This is a genomic window from Blastopirellula sp. J2-11 (genome assembly GCF_024584705.1).
GTDB lineage: Bacteria > Planctomycetota > Planctomycetia > Pirellulales > Pirellulaceae > Blastopirellula.
The window spans coordinates 3,025,120-3,048,231 of record NZ_CP097384.1; the positions used below are offsets into that span (position 1 = coordinate 3,025,120).

Genomic DNA, 23,112 nt, shown 5'->3' on the forward strand with positions numbered 1-23,112 from the left:
GAGGCGGGAAGAAGCTACCGCAAAAAAATGCAGCGGTATTGAGGTAGGTGTGACCTGGATTTTAGTCCTATCTGCAGAAAGCTGCAATTGAAATAAGAGGGTAACCGTGGTGAAAAATGTTTGTTTGCGCCCTAATGAATGTCGGTATGTTCCTGATCGAGTTCGCGAGGCCGGATAATCGATACCAATTTCCATTCGCCGCGCGAAAACGCCGACTGCCAGGTGACCGATTCGACAGTAAGCAGGACCGCCATTCCGGTCGCCATTTCTAGCGACTGGCCCGCCAGTTGGCTGGCCGCCATTTCCCATCCGGGGTTATGCCCTAAGAAAAGGGCCGATAAGCAGAAGTCGGGTAATTGGGCCGCAGCGCTGACCAGCTCAGAGTAGCCGCTGAGGTAGAGACTCGCATCCAGGACGATTGGCGGCTGGGGAGAAAAGTTCTCCCGCATCCGCTCCCAAGTTTCCACCGTACGCCGTGCATTGCTCGCGACGACCATCTCAGGCGCCCAGCCGCACTTCTGTAATTCCGCCGCGACGAGCGGAGCCGCGGCGCGTCCTCGCCCATTTAAGGGACGCTCATGATCCGATAAGCCCCCTTTCCAAGAGCTCTTGGCGTGTCGCATCAAGATGAGTTTTCGCTGGGGCATGGTGCAGGTCGTTTCCAAATGGGGGATTTTAATGCTTCTCAATTCGGCCTGTCTGCACGCGTATGGTTCCTGTTCGGCTGGCGAACCAGCGTAAATTTGGTCATCGTGAAGAATGGCCGAATTTGTTATCTTAGCCGTTGGAAAGTCTTTCGACTTCTAGATTTTTCGCTGGACGAAGAAGCCGCGAAAGGATGAAACGCCGCCGCATGAAGAATATCGTCGACACGCCTCCCGATCTTCAGCTCTCGCCTGGCGACAAACTTGCCGCCATCGATATCGGCTCGAATAGCTTGCGTTTGGTGGTTGCTCAAGTGACGCCTGGCCCCGATTATCGAGTATTGGACGAAGAACGACAGTCGACTCGCTTGGCGCGCAGCGTCAGCTCTACAGGTCGCTTGGACGAAGACTCGATCGAAGAGTCGATTGCGGCGCTGCGCCGCTTTAAGAAAATCGCGTCAGGTTTTGAAGTCAAAACGATTCGTACGATCGCAACTTGTGCGGTGCGCGAAGCGGAAAACGGCGACGATTTTTGCGCGCGGACGCTGCGCGACGTCGAGCTCGATATTGACGTGATCTCGTCCGAGCAAGAAGCGCAACTCGCCTTTTTGAGCGTCGCCAGGGCGTTTGATATCTCTGATCGCAACGTCGCCGTCGCCGATATCGGTGGGGGCAGCACCGAGATTATCCTCGCTTCCGCTGGGCACGTCGAAGAAATTATCGCGACGCAGTTGGGCGCGGTGCGCATGACGGAGTTATACGCTCCGCAAAACTCGCTGTTCCAAAGTGCGGAAGACTACCACCGCATGACCGAAGAAATCGATCGCGAATTAAAAAAGACGGTTCGCAAAAGGCCGTTCGTTCCGCAAGTGATGTACGGCACCGGCGGGACGTTTACGACCCTCGCCGCGATGCAAATGGCGCAAAAGGGAGAAGTCGGTCAGCCCGAATGGGGCTATCGCATCACGCATGCCGACGTCAGCCATATGCTCGACATGCTCAAAAAAATGAATGTGAAACAGCGCCGCGGAGTCGCCGGGCTAAGCGCCGATCGCGCCGATATCATCGTCGCCGGTTTGATCATTATTGATCGCATCATGGCCCGACTGGATGTCAACATCCTGCATGTGCATGATCGCGGCATTCGCGACGGGCTCATCATCTCGATGATCGATCCGACCGATGACGCGCGGGTCTCCGAAGAAGACTCAAAGCAAGAGATGGAGTTTTTCGCCAAGAGCTGCGGCGTCGATATGCCGCATACGCTGCATGTCGCCCATTTGGCGGTCGAGCTCTATCAGCAATTGGCCGAACCGCTAAATCTATCGCCGGCCGACGCGCGGTTGATCTATGCGTCGGCGGTGCTGCAAGACGCCGGCTATCTGATCAACTATGAGAAACACCACAAGCATAGCTACAACCTGATTCTTAACAGCCAGCTGCCTGGCTTCTCGCGTCACGAACTGGAGCTGATCGCCAACGTGGCGCGCTATCATCGCGGCTCGGCCCCCAAGAAAAAGCATCGGAACTTCACTCGGTTGTCGAGTGAAGATCAAGATCGCGTCCGCGCATTGGCTTCGATCTTGCGATTAGCCGGCGCGTTAGATCGCAGTCACAGTCAGCATGTGCAATCGGTTCGAGCCGAGAAAACGCCGACCCAAGTCAAATTGCTGTTGGCCTCCCAAGGGGATTCGGAAGTCGACCTCTGGGCTGCTCGCAGTCGGGCCGAGTTCTTTGAAAAGGTCTTCAATTTAGAAGTCGTCGTTTGCGTCGGAAAGCCGGCTTCGACGAGCGCAAGTGCGGGAGCGCCCACAAGTTGACGATCAAAAAAGTGAAATGGCTGGATAGCGTCAAACCAGACACGCTGGTGTCCAAGGTTGCGCGCATTGCGCTGCAAGAGCGTCTCGATCTGGTTCGCTACTATTTGCCGCTCGCTGCGCGCAAAGCGGATGAAAATATCGAATATGTGCATCAGTTGCGCGTCTCGGTGCGTCGTTCGCAAGCTGCGCTGGAGTTGTTTCAACCGCTCGAACCGATGCGCCGTTCAGAGAAGCTGCGGAAGCGGCTAAAAAAAATCCGCCGAGCCGCCGGTGAGCCCCGCGATCTGGATGTGTTTATAGCGCGCTTGACCGACGAACATGAGAAGAGCGACAAGGTCGCAGCGCAGACGCTCAAACAAATGCGAGCGATGCGGAAAGAATCGCAAACGTCGCTCATTGAGATCGCCGCCTGGGCGAAAGGGAAAAACCTCGCACGCAAGTTTGATCAGTTTATCCCGCGAATTCGCTGGCGCGACACCGGCGCCGAAGATAGCTTGCAGACGGTGGGGCCGCTTTATTTGGATCCAGTGATGCTGCAGTTTTTCTATCAGGCCGAACAAACGTTGGCGGCGCCTGACACGCTGCATCAATTGCGGATTCAAGCGAAACGATTGCGTTATGCAATGGAGTTGACGGCAGTTGCGTTTGACGAAGGATTTCGCCGAGATCTCTATCCCTATTTCGAGACGGTCCAGGATCGATTGGGACAGGTCAACGATCATGCGACCGCGATCATCAAGATCGCCGCGTGGGCCGACAAAATAGAGGACCCGGTCGTGGTCGACTACCTACACGGCGTCATGGCGCGGGAAGAAGCGGCTTACCGCGAAGAGTCAGAGTCTTTTCGGCAATGGTGGACGACCGATTTAATCGCTGACCTCAAGCTTCGATTTGACCACTATCTCCGCGTCTCGATCGATTAACGTCGGTCTCTCTTGGCGGGAAAATCTTGACCAGCGAGAATCGATCCCATGGAACCAGAATTCATCCAACGCCTGCGAAAGTCGCTCGACACGCACGATCGGCTGCGCATCGGGTTGGGGGATGACGCGGCGATCTTGGACTGGCGAGATCGCGATGATTTGGTGGTGACCACCGACTTGATTTCGGATGAAATCGATTTTCGCTTGGCCGAAGTCGATCCGCGACGCGTGGGGCGCAAAGCGCTCGCGGTCAATCTCAGCGATCTGGCCGCGATGGGAGCGGAGCCGTTAGCCGTCGTCGTTTCGTTGCTGCTGCCGCGCACTCCGCCCCGTGGAACCATGCTTGAGTTAGCGATCCAACTGTATGATGGAATGCTGCCGCTGGTTGAGCAGTTCAACTGCATCCTGGCCGGCGGAGACACCAATAGTTGGAGCGGTCCGTTGGCGATCAACGTGACGGCGTTTGGTTCGTGCGGCGATCAGGCTCCGCTGCTGCGCCGTGGCGCAGCGCCCGGCGATGTGATCTTGGTGACCGGCGAGCTGGGCGGCAGTATCCTGGGGCGTCACTTTGATTTCACGCCGCGAATCCACGAAGCGCGGCAGCTGACGCGACTGGGACTGGCGCAAGTCGGAATGGATATCAGCGACGGGCTGCTGCTCGATCTGTCGCGATTGCTGAAAGAGAGCGAAGTCGCCGGCGTTGTGGATTTGACATCGATACCAATTTCGAACGCAGCGCATCGTCTGTCTGCAACAAGCGGCAAGACGCCGCTGGAACATGCGCTGGCGGATGGGGAAGATTTTGAGCTATTGTTGACCGCTTCGCCCGAGAACGCGCAACAGATTGTCGCCGATGGTTTGCTCGGCACGCCGGTGACCGCCATCGGCAAGATCGTTGCCGGCGCAGGCATGTGGGCCGATCATGTCAGTGGAAAAAAACTGGAGCCGCAAGGATATTTGCACCAATGAATGACGCCGCCAATCGTCAGATCGAGTTGAAACTTTCCTCTGAAGTTGACACTGACCGGTTAGGTCGTCTGCTGGCCGAACTACTGCCTGACGGAACTACCATTGCACTGCTGGGAACCTTGGGCGCCGGCAAAACGCGACTCGTGAAAGCGATCGCCGCCGCGTGCGAGATCGATCCGCAAACTGTCATCAGCCCCACTTTCGTGCTGGTGCAAGAATACGATGCAAAGCGTCAGCTCTACCACATGGACGCCTACCGCATCCAAGATGACGATGAGTTCCTGGAGCTAGGCCCGGAAGAATATTTTAACTCCGAAGGGCTCACCTTCGTCGAATGGGCCGATCGCGTCGTCGGCTGCATGCCGCGCAGCTATGTCGAGATCGAAATTTTTGTAGTCGGCGAAACCGAACGGCGAGTCACCATCGCCCCCCAAGGAAAAGCCCCGGCCGATTGGATCAAGCAATTAGCGACCCGCTACGCGACTTCCTCTTCGTAGCTCGAAGCCCGTATTTTTTCGAAACCATCAACACCAGCCAGAGGCGCGAGCCGATGGAATGCGGTCGGCGATCCCAACTCGGTTTGAAGCGGCCGACCGCATTCCATCGGCTCTGCTTCAACGGGCGCAAAATCTAGTGTCGCACCGGTCCATTCTGGACTAAATTAGAAACCTCCCGTCCATCGCCTACCTCTCATTTCTGAAACCTCATGACACTTGAGCGCCTGTTTGCCTGCGGTACGATCGTCGTCTCCCTCCTGATACGCTCCCCGAGAGCGCACATCGGCTTGGTGCTGCTGGTCATCGGCGTTTTCATGGGCGGCCAAGCCAGCGCCCAGTCATCCGCCGAATGGATTCAATTCCGCGGCCCGACCCAGCAAGGAATCGCAAGCAGCGTCAAGTTGCCGACCGAGTGGGGACCCGAGACCAACATCACCTGGCGGAAAGAGTTGCCCGGCGTTGGTTGGTCGTCGCCGGTGACGGCCGATGGTCGCATCTATCTGACCACGGCCGTTCCGTTGGGAGAGGGCCGGAAAGCCGATCAATCGCTCCGAACCGTTTGTCTGGATGCAGATTCAGGCGACGTGGTCTGGGATGTAGAGGTGTTCCAGCAAGATGGCGAAACCGCTCCGAAGATCCATACCAAGAACAGCCATGCCAGTGCGACGCCGATCCTTGAGGGACCGTTCGTCTATGTCCACTTTGGGCACATGGGCACGGCCTGTCTCCGCAAGCAGGATGGTTCGATCGTGTGGGGCAAACAAGAGCTCGCCTACAAACCGACGCATGGCAACGGCGGTTCGCCGGTCCTGTTTGGCGACAACTTAATCTTCAGCATCGACGCCAACGAAAAGCAAGCGGTGATCGCGCTTCACAAAGCGACCGGCGACATCGTCTGGCAAACGCCGCGCAACGTGCCGGACCTACCCAAGTATTTCGCCTTCTGCACGCCGCTGTTGATCGAAGTGAACGGTCAGACTCAACTCATCTCGCAAGGCAGCGGCGCCGTTATGTCGCTCGATCCGCACAATGGCCAAGAGATTTGGCGCGTCACCTACGGAGACGGTTACTCGGTCGTCCCGCGTCCGATCTTCGCCAACGGTCTGGTCTACGTCTGCACCGGCTACGACCGCTCCTCACTGATCGCGATGCGGCCAGACGGTCATGGAGATGTGACCGAAACGCACGTCGAGTTCATCCTCGATCGCAACGTCCCCTACAATCCTTCCCCGGTCGCGGTCGATGACGCCGTCTACATGATCTCGGATAACGGCATTCTCTCGTGCGTCGATGGAATCACCGGAGACGTCCGCTGGAAGAACCGCATCGGTGGAAATTTTTCCGCCTCCCTGCTCACCGCCAACGGCCTGATCTACATGCTGGACGAAGCCGGCAAATCCACCATCGTGCGTCATGCTGACGAGTACGAAGAGGTCGCCCAAAACGACCTGGCGGAACGAGCGCTCGCCAGCTTCGGCATCCACAACGACGCGATCTTACTGCGAACCGAGAAAGCCCTCTATCGAATCGAGAACAAGTAGCGCGCGATTCTCTTCGTAGCCCGAAGCGCAAGTTTTGAGGTTACGCTATTTTCCAAACCACGCCCGGTTGGCCGCGATAGCTCCGCTATCGGGGCCGACGAAGTCGGTAGGAGGCATCGAGCCGCGGTCGGACGAACTTCGGTGGTCGCGATACCGTTGGAAATGGCGAAAAGCCCATGAACTGCTTACGGGGAACCAAGGCCTCTTACGGCTGCGCCGCCCCGATAGCGGAGCTATCGCGGCCAACCAGGGAAATCGCGCAACCTCAAAATGCGCCAGCGAGGGAATCCGCATGGCGATCCCAGCACGGATTGAAGTGGCGAACCGCAGTCGCTCACTGGCGCTGGAGGGCTTGGGTTGCGACTTGTGAATGTGCTGACGTTTGCATTGGCGCCGCGATCTTTTCATTGAGCGTCAACATCCCAACTTGTGATGTTTCCCAGGGCTTTGCGTGTTTGAGATTGTCGCTTGACAAAGCGTACGGAATTGAGGTCGATTGTGGATTGCGTTTGTCAAAGCGTGCGGGGGTTCTGCGCGCTGTGGGTGTTGTTTTGTCCTGGGCTGGGGCAGGCTGCGGCAAAAGCGTAGTGGTCCTGTCCGGTCCAACCCGACGGACAAAAGCGTAGTGATCCTGTCCGGTCCAACCCGACGGATAAAAAGCGTAGTGGTCCGGTCTAAGACTATCCGGAGCGTCCTGCCGCATTCCCTCGGCTTGCGCTCTTTGAAGTTGCGCTATTTCGAATCTATCGAACACTAGCCCGCCAGCGCCAGCGAGGGAATAGAGTTGGCGATCCTAACACGGATTGAAGTGGCGAACCGTATTCCCTCGCTGGCGGGCTAGTGTGACGATTTTCGGCTGATTCGGACTCTGTTTTATCGTGCTTCACCCGTGTTCAACACTTCCTGAATTGCTAAATGACGCACCCTCAAAACTCGCGCTGCGGGCTACGAAGAGTTGGGCTACGAGAGAACGTGTATTTCCATTGGCGATTTGGGCACGCCGATTAGCCGATCGGGGACTCGCCGATCGGTAATTTTGCCTGACCGGCGAGCGTGAGTTGGCGGACCGCTTCGTAGGCGACCGTGGCGGCGGTGGCCGAGAGGTTGAGACTGCGGACTTCGGTTCGCATCGGGACCGAGATGTTGTTTTCGGGCGTCGCGGCCAACAGTTCTGGCGGCAGACCTTTGGACTCGGCGCCCAGCACGATCGCATCTTCCAGTTGGAAATCGACGGTCGTGTAAGAACGTTTGGCCGTTTTGGTTAAGTAGAAGAATCGTCGGTCTTTAAGTCGCTCTTGCAGGTGAGCCCAGTTCTCGACCACTTCCCATTCTAGGTGTTGCCAATAGTCCATGCCGGCGCGTTTTAATTCGCGATCATCGACCCGAAAGCCGAGCGGTTTGACCAGCCAGAGTTTGGCCCCGATCGCGACGCAGGTGCGGCCGATATTGCCGGTGTTGGGGGGGATTTCGGGTTCGTGCAGAACGATATGGATGACAGGCGAGTATTTCAACGGAATCGGTTTTTCGGCGGCGAAGGACTTTTCAAGTAGACCAGGGGAAGTTAGTTTGCACCCCGATCCAGACTCTCCCATTTTGTCTCACCAGATAGAAATACGCTAGGCGGTTGAATATGACGAACGAGCGCATCGCAAAATACGAATCGGCCCTTCAGTTCGCCCAACAGCAAGTCGCGCATGTCGTGGAAACCTATCCCGACTATCTGCCGATCTATACGGAAGAGGGGAAGTGGAAGCATGGGGGAGAATTGTGGACCGATTGGTGCGGCGGTTTCTTCGCCGGAATGATGTGGCAGTTTACGCTGCGAACCGGCGACGCGACCTGGCGCGAGCGGGCCGAACATTACAGCAAACTGCTGGAGCATCGTCAGCATGATCGGGACGTGCATGATCTGGGATTCATCTTTCTCAGCACCTACCTTCCCTGGTATCAACTGACCAGCGACAACGCGATTCATGACGTGCTGATTCAAGCCGGTCGAACGTTGGCGATGCGGTTTAAAGAAAAGGGACAGTACCTGCGCAGCTTTGTTTCGGATGATTCGCTGTTTATCGACATCATGATGAACGTGCCGATCATCTTTTACGCCGCCAACGAAACCGGTGACGAAGAGCTGATGCGCAAAGCGGTCGCGCATTGCCGGACCACCCGCGACAAGATTGTGCGCGCCAACGGTTCGACGGCGCATGAAGGGATGTTTGATCTGGAGACCGGCGAGTTTCTGCACGAATCGACCCATCAAGGCTTGCAAGGCGACAGCGCTTGGGCCCGCGGTTTGGCTTGGTCGCTGTATGGCTACAGCAAAGTCTATGCGTTGACGCAGAGGGAAGAGTTTTTGGAAGTCGCCGAACGGAACGCCGACTACTGGCTCGCGAATCTGCCGGCCGACGGCGTGCCGCTATGGGACTTTGACGCCGATGTGAACGCTCCCCTCCCCTTCGGCCCGCAAAAAGAAAGTTCGGCCGGCGCGATCGCGGCCAGCGGACTGTTGGATCTGGCCAAGCAGACCAAAGACCCGGCGAAGGCCGAAGCGTATCGAGCGACCGCGTTGAAGATGCTGGATGCGATGGTCGAGCCTGAGTACCTGGCGATCAACGATCCAGGCTGGGAAGGAATCTTGAAGCACGGCGTCTACCACACAGCCAAAGACCTGGGCGTTGATGAATCCGTAATGTGGGGCGAATATTTCTTTGTCGAAGGTTTGACGAAGGTCGTTCGCGAAGCGAAGTAGGCGTTAGGGCGCTACGAAACGAATTTTTAGACGCCAGGCGCCTGGCAAGAGCCTACTGCTCAGATGGATTGGTCTGGCTTCGATGGAGCCAGCCTGGACGCTTTCTTGCCAGCATGGGGATCGCTTGTCCCCCTTCTACGCTTATTTCTTACGTCAGATTCGCTGTTTCTATCGAATTCGGGCGCATAACGTACGTGCATGTAAGTCATGCATAAAAAGAATTGCGTGAAAGGCACGGCAATTGCGATTTGTTTCAGCGAAACTTCGATCGATCGACCCAGCGATCCCATGTTTAAGCTAGGAAACTCATCATGTTCAAGCGATTCCCGCTCATCGTCGAAACCATGCTGCTCTTATTCGGCGCCGCTCATTTGTTATTCGCCCAAGCTCCGGCGACTCCACGTTCGCCGCAACCGACGAAAGCCGAGCCTCCCAAGACCTACATGCCGATCATCGACCAAGACTTTGACGCCGTCTTTGCCGCCGACAGGGAAAAGCGGGAGATGTTCAACGAGCGGCAACAGAAGTTGCTGAGTGCTCGCTACGATCTGAGCGATACTCCTTCTGACGTGATGATGTCGGGGAAGCGGAAGAAAGTGCAGCAGGGAGTTCGCGTTAAGTTGCCTGAAAATCTGATGTGGCAAGAGCTGGCGCAAATGACGCCGGACGAAGTAAAGAAGGCGAACGCGTTGCCGGCCGGCTTTCGTCCCCTGCCCCATTCCAAGCATTCGACTGGCGGAATGGTGTTTCCCAAGAACCAAATTGAGACGATCGCCAAAGCGGAGCATCGCGATTTGCAGCGGTTTGATACCGACTTTGATCTGCCTGATCACCTGATGCCGGAGTATCCCCCGCCGATGTTTCTGACGTCGCGGACCGATCTGGGGGATGTCAGCAACGGCGAAGTCATGACGATCAAAAATTACTTTCGCCTGCTTGATGGAAAAGTAACGCCGGTGCAGATGGAAGGAATGCGCTTGCTGCTGACTCCCTTCCCACAGCAACAGTTCAATCAAACCAATGATCGAAAGACGAAAGAGGCGGAACTAGGCGTTACCTGTCTCGACTGTCACGTCAACGGGCACACCAATGCGACGTTCCACTTGAATCCCGATACGCGGCCGCAAGAGAATCGATTTCGGATCGAGACGGTCAGCTTGCGCGGCATGTACAACCAGCAGATCCATGGATCGAAACGCTCGCTCCGCTCGGTCGAAGATTTTACGGAGTTTGAACAACGGACCGCCTATTTTGACGGCGACCATGTGACGGCGGCCAAAAAAGGAGTCCATTTGCCGAACCGATCCGACCAGGTTTCGATGATGGCCCAGATGCAAAACATGTTCGACTTTCCGCCGGCGCCCAAGTTGGGTCTCGACGGCAAGTTGATCGCCGACAAAGCGACCGAGTCCGAAATGCGCGGCCAAGAGCTATTTTTTGGCAAAGCGAAATGCGGCGATTGCCACCCGGCGCCGTTTTATCTCGATAACCAGATGCACGATCTTCACTTAGAACGGTTTTATGAGCCGGAAACGATCAACGGGCAAAAGAACGTCGCCGCCGGCCCGATCAAAACCTTCACACTGCGGGGAATCAAAGATTCGCCCCCCTATTTGCACGATGGGCGTTTGCTGACGCTGGACGATACGGTCGAGTTCTTCAACTTGGTCCAAGAGTCGAAGCTGACGCAGGAAGAAAAAGCGGACCTGATTGCTTTCCTGCTTTGCCTATAATTGCCATGCTGACAGGCCGCGCGTAAGACGACAAAGACGGCAGGCAAGGTATGCCAGCGGTCTTTTCGGTTGTCTCCCGCAGCGTTGGGCCGAAAAATGGTGATGTTGCCAAAACTGTTGCGGTACAAGAGAATACGTGCAGTTAGACAACGCCGCAGGAGACATTTTCGGTGCAAATTCAGCGAAACTCGACTCGCCGGGTCGTGATTGGTTCGATCGCGATCGGCGACGGTAATCCGATAGCCGTCCAAAGCATGACCGCTACGAAGACGCAGGATATCGACGCGACTGTCGGTCAGGTCCGAGCGCTCGAGGAAGCGGGCGCCGATGTGGTGCGAATTGCCGTCGACAACAAGAAGGACGCCGAGGCCCTGGCCGAAATCCGTCGGCAGACGTCGGCGAATCTCTCGGTCGATTTGCAAGAGAATTATCGCTTGGCCGAATTGGTCGCTCCGCACGTCGATAAAGTGCGCTATAACCCAGGGCACCTTTATCACCACGAACGGAGCAAGCCGTGGCGCGAGAAGGTGAATTATCTGGTCGGCGTCGCCCAAGACAACGACTGTGCGATCCGGATCGGCGTCAACTGCGGCAGCGTTGATCCAGACAAGCTGGCGCTGTACGACCCGGCCGATTCGATCGCGCCGATGCTGGAAAGCGCCCTGGAGCATTGTGAGCATCTCGACTCGCTCGGTTTCACGCGTTATTGCGTTTCGCTGAAAGACTCGGACCCGAAAAAGGTGATCGAAGTCAATCAGCGCTTCGCCGAGCGCCGCGCTGACATTCCGCTGCATCTCGGCGTGACCGAGGCCGGCATGCCGCCCGATGGGATCATCAAAACACGCATCGCTTTCGAGCAGCTGATTGGCCGCGGCGTCGGCGATACGATCCGCGTTTCGCTGACCGTCCCCAATCCTCGCAAGCCGGAAGAGATCGCCGCCGGACGACAGATCTTGGCCGACATCGCCGCTGGTCGCGTGCGCAGTGTGGTCGACTTCGGCTTGAACACGCTCAACATCATCAGTTGTCCCAGTTGTTCACGAGTCGAGAACGAAGCGTTCGTCGATTTGGCCGAACAAGTTCGCGACATGACGCAGTACGCCAAAGAGCATGACATTACGATCGCCGTGATGGGGTGTCGCGTCAACGGACCAGGCGAAACAGACGACGCTGATCTGGGGCTCTGGTGCGGGCCGAACTTCGTCAATCTGAAACGATCTGGCGAAGAGCTGGGAGCATTTCCCTACGATCAGATTCTCGGCAAGCTTAAGCTAGAACTCGATGCGATGATTGCAACGCGCGTTGGGGCCAACTAGCCGCAATTCGGTTTTCGCACTGCTTGGAAAGGACGCCAATTTGTCGTGCGGTTGGGTTTTACGGCTCTGCTTGTTGACCGCCATCGGCGGCATATCAGGCTGCGCCCTCTGGGGTCGATCCGCCGCGCCGCTGATTTTGCCCGATGTCTCTTCTAGCAATCTGGTGATCGTGGCCGACTTTGAGCTGCCTGCGGAAGCGGTGATGCGAGCCGATGTCGAGACGCTCCGATCCGACTTGTCTGCTACGCTGCAAATGCCGATGAAAGACGTGCCGATCCAGGTTCACTTGTATCGCGACGTCGCCGCCTATCGAAGCGTCGTTGCGCAGAGATTTCCTCAGTTGGCCGGGCGTCGTGCGGTGTTTGTCACCGACGCCAGCGGCGCGCATATCTACGCGCATTGGACCGAGCATGTGGTCACCGACCTGCGTCACGAACTGACGCACGCTTACTTGCACGCAAACGTCGGGCGATTACCGCTCTGGCTGGATGAAGGACTCGCCGAGTATTTTGAGGTTCCGCCGCAAGCGGGGCGGATGAACGTCGAACATCTGCCAGTCTTGAACGGAGCGTTGCAAAATGGCGGCTGGCGTCCGAATCTTGATCGTCTCGCGGCGCTCGAACGTCCAGAAGCGATGACGCAGCTCGATTACGCCGAAGCTTGGCTCTGGACGCATTATCTGATGTCGGGCCCGCAGCGAGGATTGATCACCGCTCAACTAGCGGCCGAAAGCCGTGAAGAACTGATCGATCCGATTCCGCTGCAGATTCGCCACGCGAATTCGAATGCGGAACTCGCGGCGACGGAGTACCTGACGACGATCTTGCGGCGCTAGAATGTCTTCGCCATGCGCGTCGACTGATAGGCTTCGTCGAAGCCAAGCGTCCGCAGCATGGCGTATCCGGCGAGATCTTCTTTGTCGATTTGGGTCTCGATCCGACCGACGCCGGTTTCGGCAAGTTGCCGCAGCGCCTCGCCGAGCAGATAATTCGACTTGGTCTGGTCGCCATCTTCCAGCGCTTCGACCGTGACCAGCGCGGCGGCGTGGACGCCCCAAAGTTGGCTGTAGTGCGGCAAGTCGATAAAGGTAGCGGAAGCTGCGACTGCTGAATTTAATTTTGGAATCAAGTCAAATTGCGAACGTTCAAAATGCATATAGATGCAGGAATTGAGCCAGTCGAGCGGCGGCGGACTGTAATTCGCTTCGACCGAAAAGCTGCGGCGAATCTGCATCATTTCGCGACTCACCGCCGGACGAAATCCGTGGATGTTGGATCGCATCGCCAAATACTCGCCGATGACTTGATAGTCGCGCTGATCCAACTGATGCCGCAGAACCTCAAACGTCGACGGAACGCCCACGTTGTGCGATCCGCCGGCCAGCCCAAAGTAAAAGGGCCCCAACGGCGGCGCTCCGCCGATGAGCAGTTGCGCTGCGCCAGCTTCCTGCGCCAAGGTCTCGGCCTGATCCAACAGCGCGTTGGTCACTGCCGCATGATCGGCATGTCCGGCGACCAAGGCGAGAGAGAGATAGGCGTAGGAGACGCTTTCGGTTTGGTAATTTAAATCACGCGAGAGCGCCACATGTGCGAAACCGACGAGCTGCCCTTGGTCGACGGCGACCAGGCAAGTTTCGGGATGGAAATAAGGCTTGGCGAAAACGTACGTTTCCATCGAGCCGACCGTCATCGGCTGCGCAAGTTGCGCGCCTAACGGTTGGCTGTTCCAAATTTCCACCAACTTCGGTGGGTCGGAATTGAGAAAGCGGCGAACTTCGATCAAGGGCCAGGGCAATTTGGAAGTGACGATCGGGGTATTCTCTCAGGCTACCCGATCGCGAGCCTGCACAAAAGATGTCGCTCTAGGAACCGCGCTCTTCCATGTCGACGAAAAGTTCGTCGCCGCGTCGCTCTACCGGAAAGGTTTGCTGCCGAATTTCACTCAGTTCGTGTTTGCCTGACGTCACGTCATATTGCCAACCATGCCAGGGGCAAGTGACGATCGCGCCGCAGATTCCCCCTTTGCCGACAGGTCCCCCTTGATGGGCGCAAATGCCGTCGATCGCGAAATAGTGGTCATCGACGCAGAAGAGTCCGATGATGCGACCAGCGACGACCCGCTCCAGACCGCCGTCGGCGGGGACTTCGCGAATCTCGGCGACACGAACCCAATTTGGCATAAGACGGAACAGGCAACTCGGCGGAAACGGTCTAAGCGGCGCGGCGCGGCGCGTCTGATTCAACGGCATCCGGCGCCGCGGTCTTTTTCGCCTTCTTCGGAGGGCGATCATCGCGCCAGCGATTGTGGATCCACCAGTATTGTTCGGGATTGCGGCGGATCATTTTTTCGAGCTGTTCATTGTACCAGCTGGCGAGCTCTTTCACGCCCAACGGCGTTTCCGCTTTTAGCGGGTCATAGATCGCGTCAACCGTATCGATCCCCATTTCAAATTGCATCGGCCGGTCGGTGCGACGAAAGTGGGTCACCACCAGCGGCGCGCCGCTCGCCATCGAGAACAACGATATCGCCTTATGACATGATGCAGGTCGCCCCATGAAATCGACCCAGCAACCTTTCGGCCCGGCGTTCTGGTCGCACAACAAGCCGAGCGTGCCGCCATCGTTCATCAGCTTTTCAATCGCCGGTGCGCTCCCTTGTTTCGGCAGAATAAACTGCCCGGTAGCGCCCCGAAAGCGCTGGACAAAGTCGTGCAAAAATTTATTGTCGAGCGGCCGGGCCACCGTATAGGTCGGAAATCCCATCAACCCGGCACAGTAACCCATCAGCTCGAAATTGCCAAAATGCCCCAGCAAAATCACCACTGGCCGCTCGCTGAGCATGTAACCAATCTGATTCGAGACATTCTGCAAATCGACATAGTCGCGCCAATTCGTGTCATGGATCTTGCGCGGCGCGTGGGCGATTTCGCAAACCATCAACAGCAGATGCCGCCAATTTCGTCGAGCCAGCTTTTTCCGCTCGGCGGCGGTCATCTCAGGAAAGGCATGCCGCAGATTGGAATCAAGCAGCTCGCCGCGAACTTTGAACACATCGCTGATGAGCCAGGCCAGAAACTGGGCCCCTTGGGCGCAACGGTCCATCGGGATCGCTTGGACGACGCAAATCGTCAAACGAACCGCCACATAGACCAGGTAATCCGCTACAAGTCGTAAGTTCACCGACGCTTCCCTGCTTGGTGCTATCAAACTGCGCGATATTTTGCCGTGAAACCGGTTTGCGGAAAAGGGCAATTTGCCGATCCCGCTCGATCTTCCGGCTATTTGGCGGTGCGCGCCTTCAAAACTGGATCCGATTTCAGCGGCAACGGGACCGATTTGCCGGTTTCGGCCGCTTTGTAGATCGCCAGAATCACTTCGACGGCTCGGCGACCTTCAGGCCCGTTAATCAGCGGCTCGCGGTCTTTTTTGATTGCGTCAACAAAGTCTTTGAACTGGGCGGTGTGACCATGGTGCCCGATCGCTTTCGGATCGGCGGCCCCTCCGCCGGTGTGGGTTTTGCCGGCCAGCTTTTCTTGGATCGCCTGATCGCGCTTCGTCATCTTGGCGAATTCCCACTTTTTCAGGTCTTCCTCTTCCATGATGGCCGAGCCCTGCGAACCGCTGATCTCGATCCGCTTTAGAAAACCGGGATACGATGCGGTCGATGCCTGAATCACGCCGAGTGCGCCGCTGGCAAATTTCAGCGTCGCGACGGCGACATCCTCAACTTCGATCCGCTCGTGGGCCAGCAGCGACGTATAGGCCGAAATCTCGGCGACGTCTCCCATCAGCCAACAAAGCAGGTCAACGCTATGGATCGCTTGATTCATCAAAGCGCCGCCCCCATCCAACGCCCACGTGCCGCGCCACGCGCCGCTATCGTAATAGTCTTGCGTGCGAAACCATTTCACATAGGCGTCTCCCATCGTCAGCTTGCCGAAACGCCCGGCGTTGATCGCTTTTTTCAGCTCGACCGAAGGGCCATGAAAGCGGGATGGAAAGATCGTCGACAGTTTGACGCCCGCCTTCTCGCACACGTGGATCAGCTTGTCGCAGCGCTTTAGCGTGATTTCAAGCGGTTTTTCAATGATGACATGCTTTCCCGCGCGAGCCGCCGCGACGCCGGGCTCCATATGAGCGCCGCTCGGCGTGCAGATCGACACGATATCGACGTTCTCGTCAGCCAGCATTTCGTCCAGATCGCTGTAAGCAGCGCAGTCATGACTGGCGGCGAACTCGGCGGCCCGCTGCCCATTACGAGAAAAGCAGGCGACCAACTTGGCGCCGCGCAGGTCCGCAATAGCACGGGCGTGGAAATCGGCGATCATTCCACAACCAACAATGGCAAAGCCGAGCGACATCGTGTCGTCCTTTCTAAGGCAGGATGAGAATCATTACGCGGGGGAAAGTCGCCCATTATAGACGCTCCGGCCCTCTCGAATACCCGTCCCGCACCAAGTGAAAGAAACCGACGGCGCTCAAAAAATTGGCGCAGACAAGCAAATGTCGATTCGCTATTTATTGCCCCGCCGCGTCGCTGACAGGGATGCGGCCGCAAAAATTGAATTTGGAAAGGCTCGTCGTTGCTCGCAAGTTTGCGGGAACGTGCGACAGCCCCCCTCCTGGGTCGAAGCTACTTTTGATGCCGGAGCACGTGGTTAACTGGGTCGACCGCGCCGGCATTCGCTTCACGGCGAGTCTTTTTAGGCCCCTGGAACTTGTCCTATGCAAGCTCCAGGGGCTGGATATAAGCAAGGGTGAGAACCGCAGGGTTCTCGCCCTTTTTCAATTTCTTGGATCGGACCGTTCGATCAAAATTGTCGAAGGACAAATGGCTAAAGCAGGAGATCAGTGAGCATCGATCTTGGCTCTTCCTTCGTCATTCTCGCCGGGACCGGACAACATTGGACCGGACCGGACCGCTCCGTTTTTTTGGTGGGCTGCCCCAGCCCAGGACAGGACAACAACGTTCTTTATTAGACATTCGTCCTTAGAAATTAGTCATTCATTCTCCTCTGAGACCGGGCCAGAAGCATCTGCGAAAAGGTCGTCCCCCGACCCGGGTGATCGGCGGCAGCAATCGGCGCGCAGCACACCAGCCTCGAATCGGCCTTCGCGGCCGGCGATCAGTCATGGTTGGTTCGGGATTTCCTGGGTAGTGGACCCCGGATGCGTGCGCTATGTCAAGCGACAATCTTGACGCGACAGCGGCGGCCGAGAATAACATCCATCCATTTTCTTAGGCCCGGCGGGCCGTCCCAACGAGCCGAGGGCGAAGTCGCGAAGCGACGCAGTCGTAGCGTCTACCTGCGACCTGCACTAACATCGCTGTGATGAACCACGCTGTGATCATCGGGCGACCATCAACGGGAAGATAAAGCAATCATGCAGCCGAATCAAAAAATAGGAATCGGAGTCTTCTAGCTTGTTCCGAGTCTCGAAATGGTAGAAAGAGAAGACACTGGCTGAAAAAGGCCAGTGATACCCAGCCGTATTTCTCGGCGTTTTTTGCGTTTTCTCGTTCCAGTAATTCTCTGAAAAGCACACGTTCTTTGACGTTTCGTCCATTATTTTGTGCATCTCTTTTGGGGCGGACATTTAGATTCTCACTGCCGCTCTTGCCTTTTAATTGCAGGACTGCAAATTGAGTTTTCCGAGTCGACAAGAAAGTACTCAAAATCCCTGGGTCGCCTACAGCCCGCGCCCTCGAGTACGACCGCTCTTCATCGGTGTTTCATTCGTGAGTTCTCGCTTCATCTGGTCGGTGTCTTCTAGACGCTCAGGAGACAATTGGACGGGCTCAACACGAAACTCACGGAAAATCATTGGAACTAGCGGGCCGAATTCACGAACAATTGCGTCGGCATCGCTCGGTCGCGATTTGTACCAGAAGAATCGATGCCCACCGTCCTTGCCGTTCTTCGGGACCTCATATTCTGAATGAATAACTTGAAACTGTTCCAGCCTATCTTGATCACGTCTCAATGCATCGAGCGCCGCCATTCGATCATCATACTCTTGCAGTCGATCTTTGCCTTTAAACAGAACGTCAAAAAGGGTTGTCACATCCTCGCGGCTCAGCATATTGTTGGTAGCTGGTCGAATCCTCTGAACGCGTTGCTGATAGCCGTCTGGCAGCTTGATCGGGAAAGAGCCAGGTTTGAACGTGAGCGGCCGATCCAATGCGTAGTAGACAAGCGGAGAAAAATTACAAATTTGCTGCTTGGCTTGCCAGGCAGCTTTGTGACCATCGGAACCCAGTGATTCATTGTTCGCAGATTGGGCGATCGCATCCAAATCGACCATCGATCCATTTGTCGTCTCTTTCCACGACTCTTCGGCAAACTTGCGCAATTTAGGATGATCAAGTTCGACGGCGATTTTATGGGCGATTTGCTGGATGACATCGTCTGGCACGTGGTATCTGTTTTTCGTTTTGAGATATCGAAAAATGCCTGGGGTGAGCGTTTCAATTCTCTTTTTGCTTTTGGCACGGTCAATTTCGTTTTGCCGCTTAACGTCTATTAGCAACTTTGCCCCGAAGTTGAGTGTAACCTCTAAATTGCTCGTATCGAGATCGGCCGCTAGCCACGGACCTTGCAAACGCTTGACCATCGTCAAACCTTCGCGTTTGACAAACTCCGAATAAGTTCGCATCACGGAATCCTCATCAAGCGATCGACCAATGTATGCGTCATCCGCAAATCGCAGCGTCGAAAGCGTGATCGCCGGAACCCGGTAGAACCTTCCTTTTTCGCGATAGATAAAGTCATCATGCTTCAGAATTGCGTCGCATATGACGCCGCAATGATAGTCTTCTGCTTTTTCATCATAGTAAGAATTGGTCGTGTAGAGTTGAAGCCGAAGCGTCGGTCCGCTGGTTGTCCCAATTCCTGCTGAATGCAAGTACGTTGTCCATTCACGCTTCGCCCACTCTTTATTCACGCCAAAATTCAAGAGACCGATCGATTCTTCCCGAACCCAAAAATCCCCTAGTCGCACGCTTGGGATCTTAGGCATGGGCGTCGCATAGACATTCATGCAAAAAGGAGCCCACTGCGGCGAGTCCTTAATAAGTGCTTTCGTCTTTTCAGTCCACTCATCCTCCGGCACCGCTAAATTGAAACTAAGATCGGCTATCTTTGCCTCCAAATGGGTTGCTTCTGCTTGGTAAAAAGTTGAAAACGCATCACGGAGGCGATCTAACTTATTGCGTTGACTGTTTTCTGACGCATCGTTTTCATAATCGAGAAGTTTCGCCAGTGGACTCCAATCACGCGAACTTGCCTCGCGGCTTTTCAAGTCCTTGGTCATCGCTTCAATCGCAGTGCGCATCATCTTGGCCACCTCGTCCTGGGACGCCCACTTCCCGGCTCGGGAATCCATCCCGCGGGCAACGATTGCAACAACTGGGCGAAACTCTCCCTCGACAAACACGAAGCCGCGCCGTATCAAATAGGCCTTAACGAGCAAGGTTTGATGTTTTTTCTCTTCGTCGAAAAGGAGATCGTAGTCGACCAATACGAAAGGCTTGTCGATCGAAACATTGTTTTCATGGGTGAAGATTTTTCCGATCGTAAAACCGGATCGCGCTAGTTCGGCTTCTGCGACATCGTCGAAGTCAGGATAATGCTCTCTGACGAATGGATCTCTTACATAAACGCCCGCCATCGCTTGCCACAACTTGTTTTGGGTAGCCGCAGGCGCAGCGTTCAATTGTTGTAGCAACTTCAAATCCTCGGGATTCATTCCTAATCCCTGATCACGATCGCGAGAGGTTGACGCCGCTTTAAGAGATTCTCGAACTTTCTCTAACGCCTGCTGTGGTTGCATCGGCGGTGCTGTGGCTGTTTGTGGGGTGTCCATGAAACTTGCCATCGCAAGAATGCCAGCGCCTCCACAGAGCAGTACGAAGAAACCCATCGCGCTCACGACAATCGCGACAAGAGTGCCGCGCGAGAGCGAGCTTATCGACGAAACGCTAGCCTGCGGCTCGGAGTCGTTTTCTGGGTCGGGCGTGACTTTCGGTGGCTCGACAACATTCGTGATGGGTTGCACCAAGGGTTCGATCGTGGAGTCGGCCGCTGCTAGTTTATCAGCGGGAAACAGGCCTGCAACTCGTTGGGCTTTCGCCCACTTCTTCATCCCCTCCCGGAAGACCAGCGTTTCACGCGTAATTTTGCCGCTTTGTGCAAGATCTCGCAATTGTCGAGAAGTAACAGGCCCTCGTCGCACGCCATCTTGCTGAAAATACCACTCTGTATTTGTTGACATGGATTTCCTCGAAGACCGGTAAACCATTGGGGAATGATTTATCGTCATCAATTTGGTGTTGATGCGAACAGAGACGCGAACAGCATGCTCGTCTTCGCCACTCGAAAGAAAGCGGCAACCGACTTTAATTTTAGTTTGCCAAGCATTGTCTTGAACTGGAAGGAAACAAACAGTATCCCACCCCATGAACTAGTTGCCAATCCCCATTGGAGGTTGTTGTCAAGTCTCGTGTTCTAGCCCAGGCTCAAGCCGCGTAATAGTACTTGTGTGCGAAGTTGCAACGTGTGGGAAGTATCCGTTGAACCTATTGACGTCTGCGCAAGCAATTCAAAACAAGTCCCGCACTACGGAAATGGCTGCGTAACAAGTCTTCACTAGCGGCTTGAGCATCGAAGTCTTCATGGACGCCGCCTGCTAGATCGTAAATATCTTCGGCCGGCCAGTTGCAAAGCCGACCCCACTTGGTCGTTGACCAGACATGTTCGACTGGGTTCAACTCGGGGCAGTACGGCGGCAGCCATTCAAACTTCGCCCAGGGGATCTTTAGCGTGCGGAAGGCTCGCGCTGCTTTGCGATGTGCGCCAAGTCGGTCCCACACGATGATCAGCTTACGCTGTAGTTGCTGGTGAAGCATTTGCAGAAATTCGACGAAGTCTTCCGCAGTCGCGTTATGGTTGAGCAACTGAAAGTGAAGCTGCACACGACAATTGATCGGCGTCCAGCAGAGAGCGGCCAAGGCCGTGACGCGATCGTGTCGATCCCAGTTTCGCATCACAGGCGTTGCTCCTTGTGGGGCCCAGGTTCTGCGCACCAACGGTTGCAATTGAAAGCCGCTTTCATCGATCAGCACGACGCTAGCTTCGCTGCGTTGGCCCCTTTTTTATCCGTGGCCAGTTGCTACGCCGCCACTCGACGATCGCTTGCGGATCTTGCTCGCGAGCCTGCTTCGTTGGCTTCTGACAGCTAAAGCCAAGATCGTGCAAGATTCGGCCGAGGTGATCGGCGTTGTAATTGATGTCGAACTCGCGCCGCACGACTTCCGCCACGCGCTTCGTCGTCCAGAGATCCGTCGGAAAGCCTGCTGCAGCCGCCCCTTTCATCAGAAGCGAGCGGAGTTGCCGTTTTTGCGATGCGCTAAGTCGGCACTGTGGCACGTGCTGCGGTTTCGACTTGATCGCCCGCTTGCCGCCAGGCGTGTTCTTCCAAGTCGAAACGGTCGTGGCTGATACCCCCAACGCCTCGGCGACATCCTTGACGCGCCAACCTTGGCGAACCAAATCCAACGCCTTCATCCGTCGAGCTTCCAATTCCGCCGCCGTGCCGTGAGGACGCATCGCACTTACTCCATTTGCACGCACCAATCGCCTTGCCGTAAGATAATTTTACAACGGCGTCGCGTTTTGGGGCAAGCAAAGAGAAGCTTTGATTACTAGCGCAGTCGTCAATAAGCTTTGATGCACCTTATGTAATGCAAAAAATATGCATTCGCAAACATGAGCCTTTTTTTCTTTTTCCTGTAAAAACCCACGAGTATAGTACATACGAAAAAGGATGCATGGGACTGAACATGCTTCGTTTAAATTTCTATGGCGAGGCGTTCAACGCTCAGGGTGCTCGTGCGTTTGAAAATTTGCCGGCCGCAGTCAAGGCACAAGAAGAGATGATTCGCACAAATTCCAAAGATACTCGAATTGTCATCACAGTCTACCAGAGCAACTATCTTAACTCGCAACTCACCCACCTTTTAAAACCTGGCTCGAATGCTGAGTATGATCTGGACGCAATTAAAATGGTCAGGGGTTCGGTTCCAGGTGTTACGCCAATGGGCAAACTCACTGTTTTTGATTTTGTGACGGTCCATCAAAACAACGATCTTTCCGTCCGCTTCTATGAGACTATGGACTATGGCGTTAGTCAGAATCCAAACCTCACTGTAAAACATAAGTCGGCGCTGTATTCCGCTGATATAGCTGGATCAATTTATATTGTGACTCCAATAAAAGAGCACATCCGAACTCCACTATGCCCACGGGGCGTCAAGTAAAAAACAAGGACAACCTGATGCGACTTCCAGTGTTGTTGATCCTCCTTGCAGTTTGGGCCGGTTGTCATAGCCATGCATCTATCCCATCGCTTCGTCCGATTTCCAAAATATCCGCAAAAGTTCGCGAAGTACCCGAACTTAATTTTTCGGCGATTGATTCCGTCGAAGTTCCCGAAGAGAGCATTGAAGAATTTGCATTTCTGATCAGGCCAGTCGCACCCTGCACGCAAACGATTAATCCGAAATTTGATTACCATGTCGCAGACGTCATACTACAACACCCAGATGGATCCACGACCACTCTGCTTGTGCGCTGGACAGGACACAATCCGGCAGGAATTTCGTTAGACGATCGCAACTATTACTATGGCGGCACAGGTAAATTTCCGGACGGAGCGACGAGAATCGTTCAACTACTCAACCAATATCATTTTCAATCGCTTGAGCCTGACGATTGATATTCCTTTTCGTTCTGCGCTTAGAGCCTATTCGATGATGCCCAAAACGGACGTGTAAAAAGGGGACGGCGTTGAATGGCACTGTCAAAATTCAATCTGCGCGTAAGTTGATCTTGGCTTGAGCGGGATTTCTTTTTATACCCGA

Annotated in this window: 20 protein-coding genes; 11 read left to right on the forward strand and 9 right to left on the reverse strand. The window is 55.4% G+C overall.

The window, feature by feature from the left end:
• Nucleotides 1-131 precede the first annotated feature (131 nt).
• Nucleotides 132-647, reverse strand: a complete 516-nt coding sequence (locus M4951_RS12210) for a SixA phosphatase family protein (protein ID WP_262026756.1) — start codon at nt 645-647, stop codon at nt 132-134.
• 191 nt (nt 648-838) lie between these two features.
• Between M4951_RS12210 and M4951_RS12215 the strand changes: the two genes are divergently transcribed.
• The 5 genes from M4951_RS12215 (at nt 839) to M4951_RS12235 (ending at nt 6,394) form a co-directional block, all read left to right on the forward strand.
• Complete coding sequence (locus M4951_RS12215) at nt 839-2,464, forward strand: Ppx/GppA phosphatase family protein (RefSeq protein WP_262026757.1); 1,626 nt, start codon at nt 839-841, stop codon at nt 2,462-2,464.
• Nucleotides 2,461-3,387, forward strand: coding sequence for a CHAD domain-containing protein (locus M4951_RS12220; RefSeq protein ID WP_262026758.1), 927 nt, complete (start codon nt 2,461-2,463; stop codon nt 3,385-3,387). Before M4951_RS12215 ends, M4951_RS12220 begins: the two co-directional genes overlap by 4 nt.
• A gap of 48 nt (nt 3,388-3,435) precedes the next feature.
• On the forward strand, nt 3,436-4,356 hold the full coding sequence (locus M4951_RS12225) for a thiamine-phosphate kinase (protein ID WP_262026759.1): 921 nt from the start codon (nt 3,436-3,438) through the stop codon (nt 4,354-4,356).
• Nucleotides 4,353-4,853: a tRNA (adenosine(37)-N6)-threonylcarbamoyltransferase complex ATPase subunit type 1 TsaE gene (gene tsaE, locus M4951_RS12230; protein WP_262026760.1), complete on the forward strand. Its 501-nt coding sequence runs from the start codon at nt 4,353-4,355 to the stop codon at nt 4,851-4,853. The genes M4951_RS12225 and tsaE overlap by 4 nt, the downstream gene beginning before the upstream one ends.
• A 209-nt stretch (nt 4,854-5,062) precedes the next feature.
• Complete coding sequence (locus M4951_RS12235; protein ID WP_262026761.1) at nt 5,063-6,394, forward strand: PQQ-binding-like beta-propeller repeat protein; 1,332 nt, start codon at nt 5,063-5,065, stop codon at nt 6,392-6,394.
• A gap of 1,004 nt (nt 6,395-7,398) precedes the next feature.
• On the opposite strand, the gene M4951_RS12240 is transcribed toward M4951_RS12235, so the two are convergent.
• Nucleotides 7,399-7,905 (reverse strand): tRNA (cytidine(34)-2'-O)-methyltransferase, encoded by a 507-nt coding sequence (locus M4951_RS12240; protein WP_262026762.1) that lies wholly within the window; start codon nt 7,903-7,905, stop codon nt 7,399-7,401.
• Between the two features lie 119 nt (nt 7,906-8,024).
• On the opposite strand from M4951_RS12240, the gene M4951_RS12245 reads away from it, so the two are divergent.
• From M4951_RS12245 to M4951_RS12260, 4 genes are all read left to right on the forward strand, one after another.
• Nucleotides 8,025-9,143 carry a glycoside hydrolase family 88 protein gene (locus tag M4951_RS12245; RefSeq protein WP_262026763.1) on the forward strand — a complete coding sequence of 373 codons (1,119 nt, stop codon included), beginning with the start codon at nt 8,025-8,027 and terminating at the stop codon, nt 9,141-9,143.
• Nucleotides 9,144-9,454: 311 nt separating this feature from the next.
• On the forward strand, nt 9,455-10,876 hold the full coding sequence (locus M4951_RS12250; protein WP_262026764.1) for a cytochrome B6: 1,422 nt from the start codon (nt 9,455-9,457) through the stop codon (nt 10,874-10,876).
• 170 nt (nt 10,877-11,046) lie between these two features.
• Nucleotides 11,047-12,192 carry a (E)-4-hydroxy-3-methylbut-2-enyl-diphosphate synthase gene (ispG, locus tag M4951_RS12255; protein WP_262026765.1) on the forward strand — a complete coding sequence of 382 codons (1,146 nt, stop codon included), beginning with the start codon at nt 11,047-11,049 and terminating at the stop codon, nt 12,190-12,192.
• A 40-nt stretch (nt 12,193-12,232) separates the two neighbouring features.
• Nucleotides 12,233-13,027 carry a DUF1570 domain-containing protein gene (locus tag M4951_RS12260; protein ID WP_262026766.1) on the forward strand — a complete coding sequence of 265 codons (795 nt, stop codon included), beginning with the start codon at nt 12,233-12,235 and terminating at the stop codon, nt 13,025-13,027.
• On the opposite strand, the gene M4951_RS12265 is transcribed toward M4951_RS12260, so the two are convergent.
• The 7 genes from M4951_RS12265 to M4951_RS12295 all read right to left on the reverse strand — a co-directional run bounded on the left by M4951_RS12265 (nt 13,024) and on the right by M4951_RS12295 (nt 21,799).
• Nucleotides 13,024-13,929, reverse strand: a complete 906-nt coding sequence (locus M4951_RS12265; RefSeq protein ID WP_262026767.1) for a hypothetical protein — start codon at nt 13,927-13,929, stop codon at nt 13,024-13,026. The genes M4951_RS12260 and M4951_RS12265 overlap by 4 nt on opposite strands.
• Before the next feature lie 124 nt (nt 13,930-14,053).
• A complete protein-coding gene (locus tag M4951_RS12270) occupies nt 14,054-14,371 on the reverse strand; it encodes a Rieske (2Fe-2S) protein (protein WP_262026768.1) in 318 nt (105 codons plus the stop codon).
• A 31-nt stretch (nt 14,372-14,402) separates the two neighbouring features.
• Nucleotides 14,403-15,371 carry a lysophospholipid acyltransferase family protein gene (locus M4951_RS12275; RefSeq protein WP_262026769.1) on the reverse strand — a complete coding sequence of 323 codons (969 nt, stop codon included), beginning with the start codon at nt 15,369-15,371 and terminating at the stop codon, nt 14,403-14,405.
• A gap of 98 nt (nt 15,372-15,469) precedes the next feature.
• Complete coding sequence (locus M4951_RS12280) at nt 15,470-16,552, reverse strand: Gfo/Idh/MocA family protein (protein ID WP_262026770.1); 1,083 nt, start codon at nt 16,550-16,552, stop codon at nt 15,470-15,472.
• Nucleotides 16,553-17,882: 1,330 nt separating this feature from the next.
• Entirely contained in the window at nt 17,883-20,651 is a 2,769-nt protein-coding gene (locus M4951_RS12285; protein WP_262026771.1) for a DUF4339 domain-containing protein, read from the reverse strand.
• A gap of 118 nt (nt 20,652-20,769) precedes the next feature.
• Nucleotides 20,770-21,315, reverse strand: a complete 546-nt coding sequence (locus tag M4951_RS12290) for a transposase (protein WP_262026772.1) — start codon at nt 21,313-21,315, stop codon at nt 20,770-20,772.
• Between the two features lie 4 nt (nt 21,316-21,319).
• Nucleotides 21,320-21,799, reverse strand: a complete 480-nt coding sequence (locus M4951_RS12295; protein ID WP_262026773.1) for a helix-turn-helix domain-containing protein — start codon at nt 21,797-21,799, stop codon at nt 21,320-21,322.
• A 221-nt stretch (nt 21,800-22,020) separates the two neighbouring features.
• Between M4951_RS12295 and M4951_RS12300 the strand changes: the two genes are divergently transcribed.
• Both M4951_RS12300 and M4951_RS12305 read left to right on the forward strand, forming a co-directional pair.
• Nucleotides 22,021-22,509 carry a hypothetical protein gene (locus M4951_RS12300; protein WP_262026774.1) on the forward strand — a complete coding sequence of 163 codons (489 nt, stop codon included), beginning with the start codon at nt 22,021-22,023 and terminating at the stop codon, nt 22,507-22,509.
• 17 nt (nt 22,510-22,526) lie between these two features.
• A complete protein-coding gene (locus M4951_RS12305; RefSeq protein WP_262026775.1) occupies nt 22,527-22,967 on the forward strand; it encodes a hypothetical protein in 441 nt (146 codons plus the stop codon).
• The last annotated feature ends 145 nt before the right edge of the window (nt 22,968-23,112 follow it).

What these genes read in the sequence shown, in the direction of transcription:
- M4951_RS12245 (WP_262026763.1), top strand. Translation starts at nt 8,025, where the DNA reads ATGACGAACGAGCGCATCGCAAAATACGAATCGGCCCTTCAGTTCGCC.
- M4951_RS12235 (WP_262026761.1), top strand. Translation starts at nt 5,063, where the DNA reads ATGACACTTGAGCGCCTGTTTGCCTGCGGTACGATCGTCGTCTCCCTC.
- tsaE (WP_262026760.1), top strand. Translation starts at nt 4,353, where the DNA reads ATGAATGACGCCGCCAATCGTCAGATCGAGTTGAAACTTTCCTCTGAA.
- M4951_RS12295 (WP_262026773.1), bottom strand. Translation starts at nt 21,799, where the DNA reads ATGCGTCCTCACGGCACGGCGGCGGAATTGGAAGCTCGACGGATGAAG.
- M4951_RS12210 (WP_262026756.1), bottom strand. Translation starts at nt 647, where the DNA reads ATGCCCCAGCGAAAACTCATCTTGATGCGACACGCCAAGAGCTCTTGG.
- M4951_RS12225 (WP_262026759.1), top strand. Translation starts at nt 3,436, where the DNA reads ATGGAACCAGAATTCATCCAACGCCTGCGAAAGTCGCTCGACACGCAC.
- M4951_RS12300 (WP_262026774.1), top strand. Translation starts at nt 22,021, where the DNA reads ATGGGACTGAACATGCTTCGTTTAAATTTCTATGGCGAGGCGTTCAAC.
- M4951_RS12270 (WP_262026768.1), bottom strand. Translation starts at nt 14,371, where the DNA reads ATGCCAAATTGGGTTCGTGTCGCCGAGATTCGCGAAGTCCCCGCCGAC.
- M4951_RS12285 (WP_262026771.1), bottom strand. Translation starts at nt 20,651, where the DNA reads ATGGGGTGGGATACTGTTTGTTTCCTTCCAGTTCAAGACAATGCTTGG.
- M4951_RS12280 (WP_262026770.1), bottom strand. Translation starts at nt 16,552, where the DNA reads ATGTCGCTCGGCTTTGCCATTGTTGGTTGTGGAATGATCGCCGATTTC.
- M4951_RS12305 (WP_262026775.1), top strand. Translation starts at nt 22,527, where the DNA reads ATGCGACTTCCAGTGTTGTTGATCCTCCTTGCAGTTTGGGCCGGTTGT.
- M4951_RS12215 (WP_262026757.1), top strand. Translation starts at nt 839, where the DNA reads ATGAAACGCCGCCGCATGAAGAATATCGTCGACACGCCTCCCGATCTT.
- M4951_RS12250 (WP_262026764.1), top strand. Translation starts at nt 9,455, where the DNA reads ATGTTCAAGCGATTCCCGCTCATCGTCGAAACCATGCTGCTCTTATTC.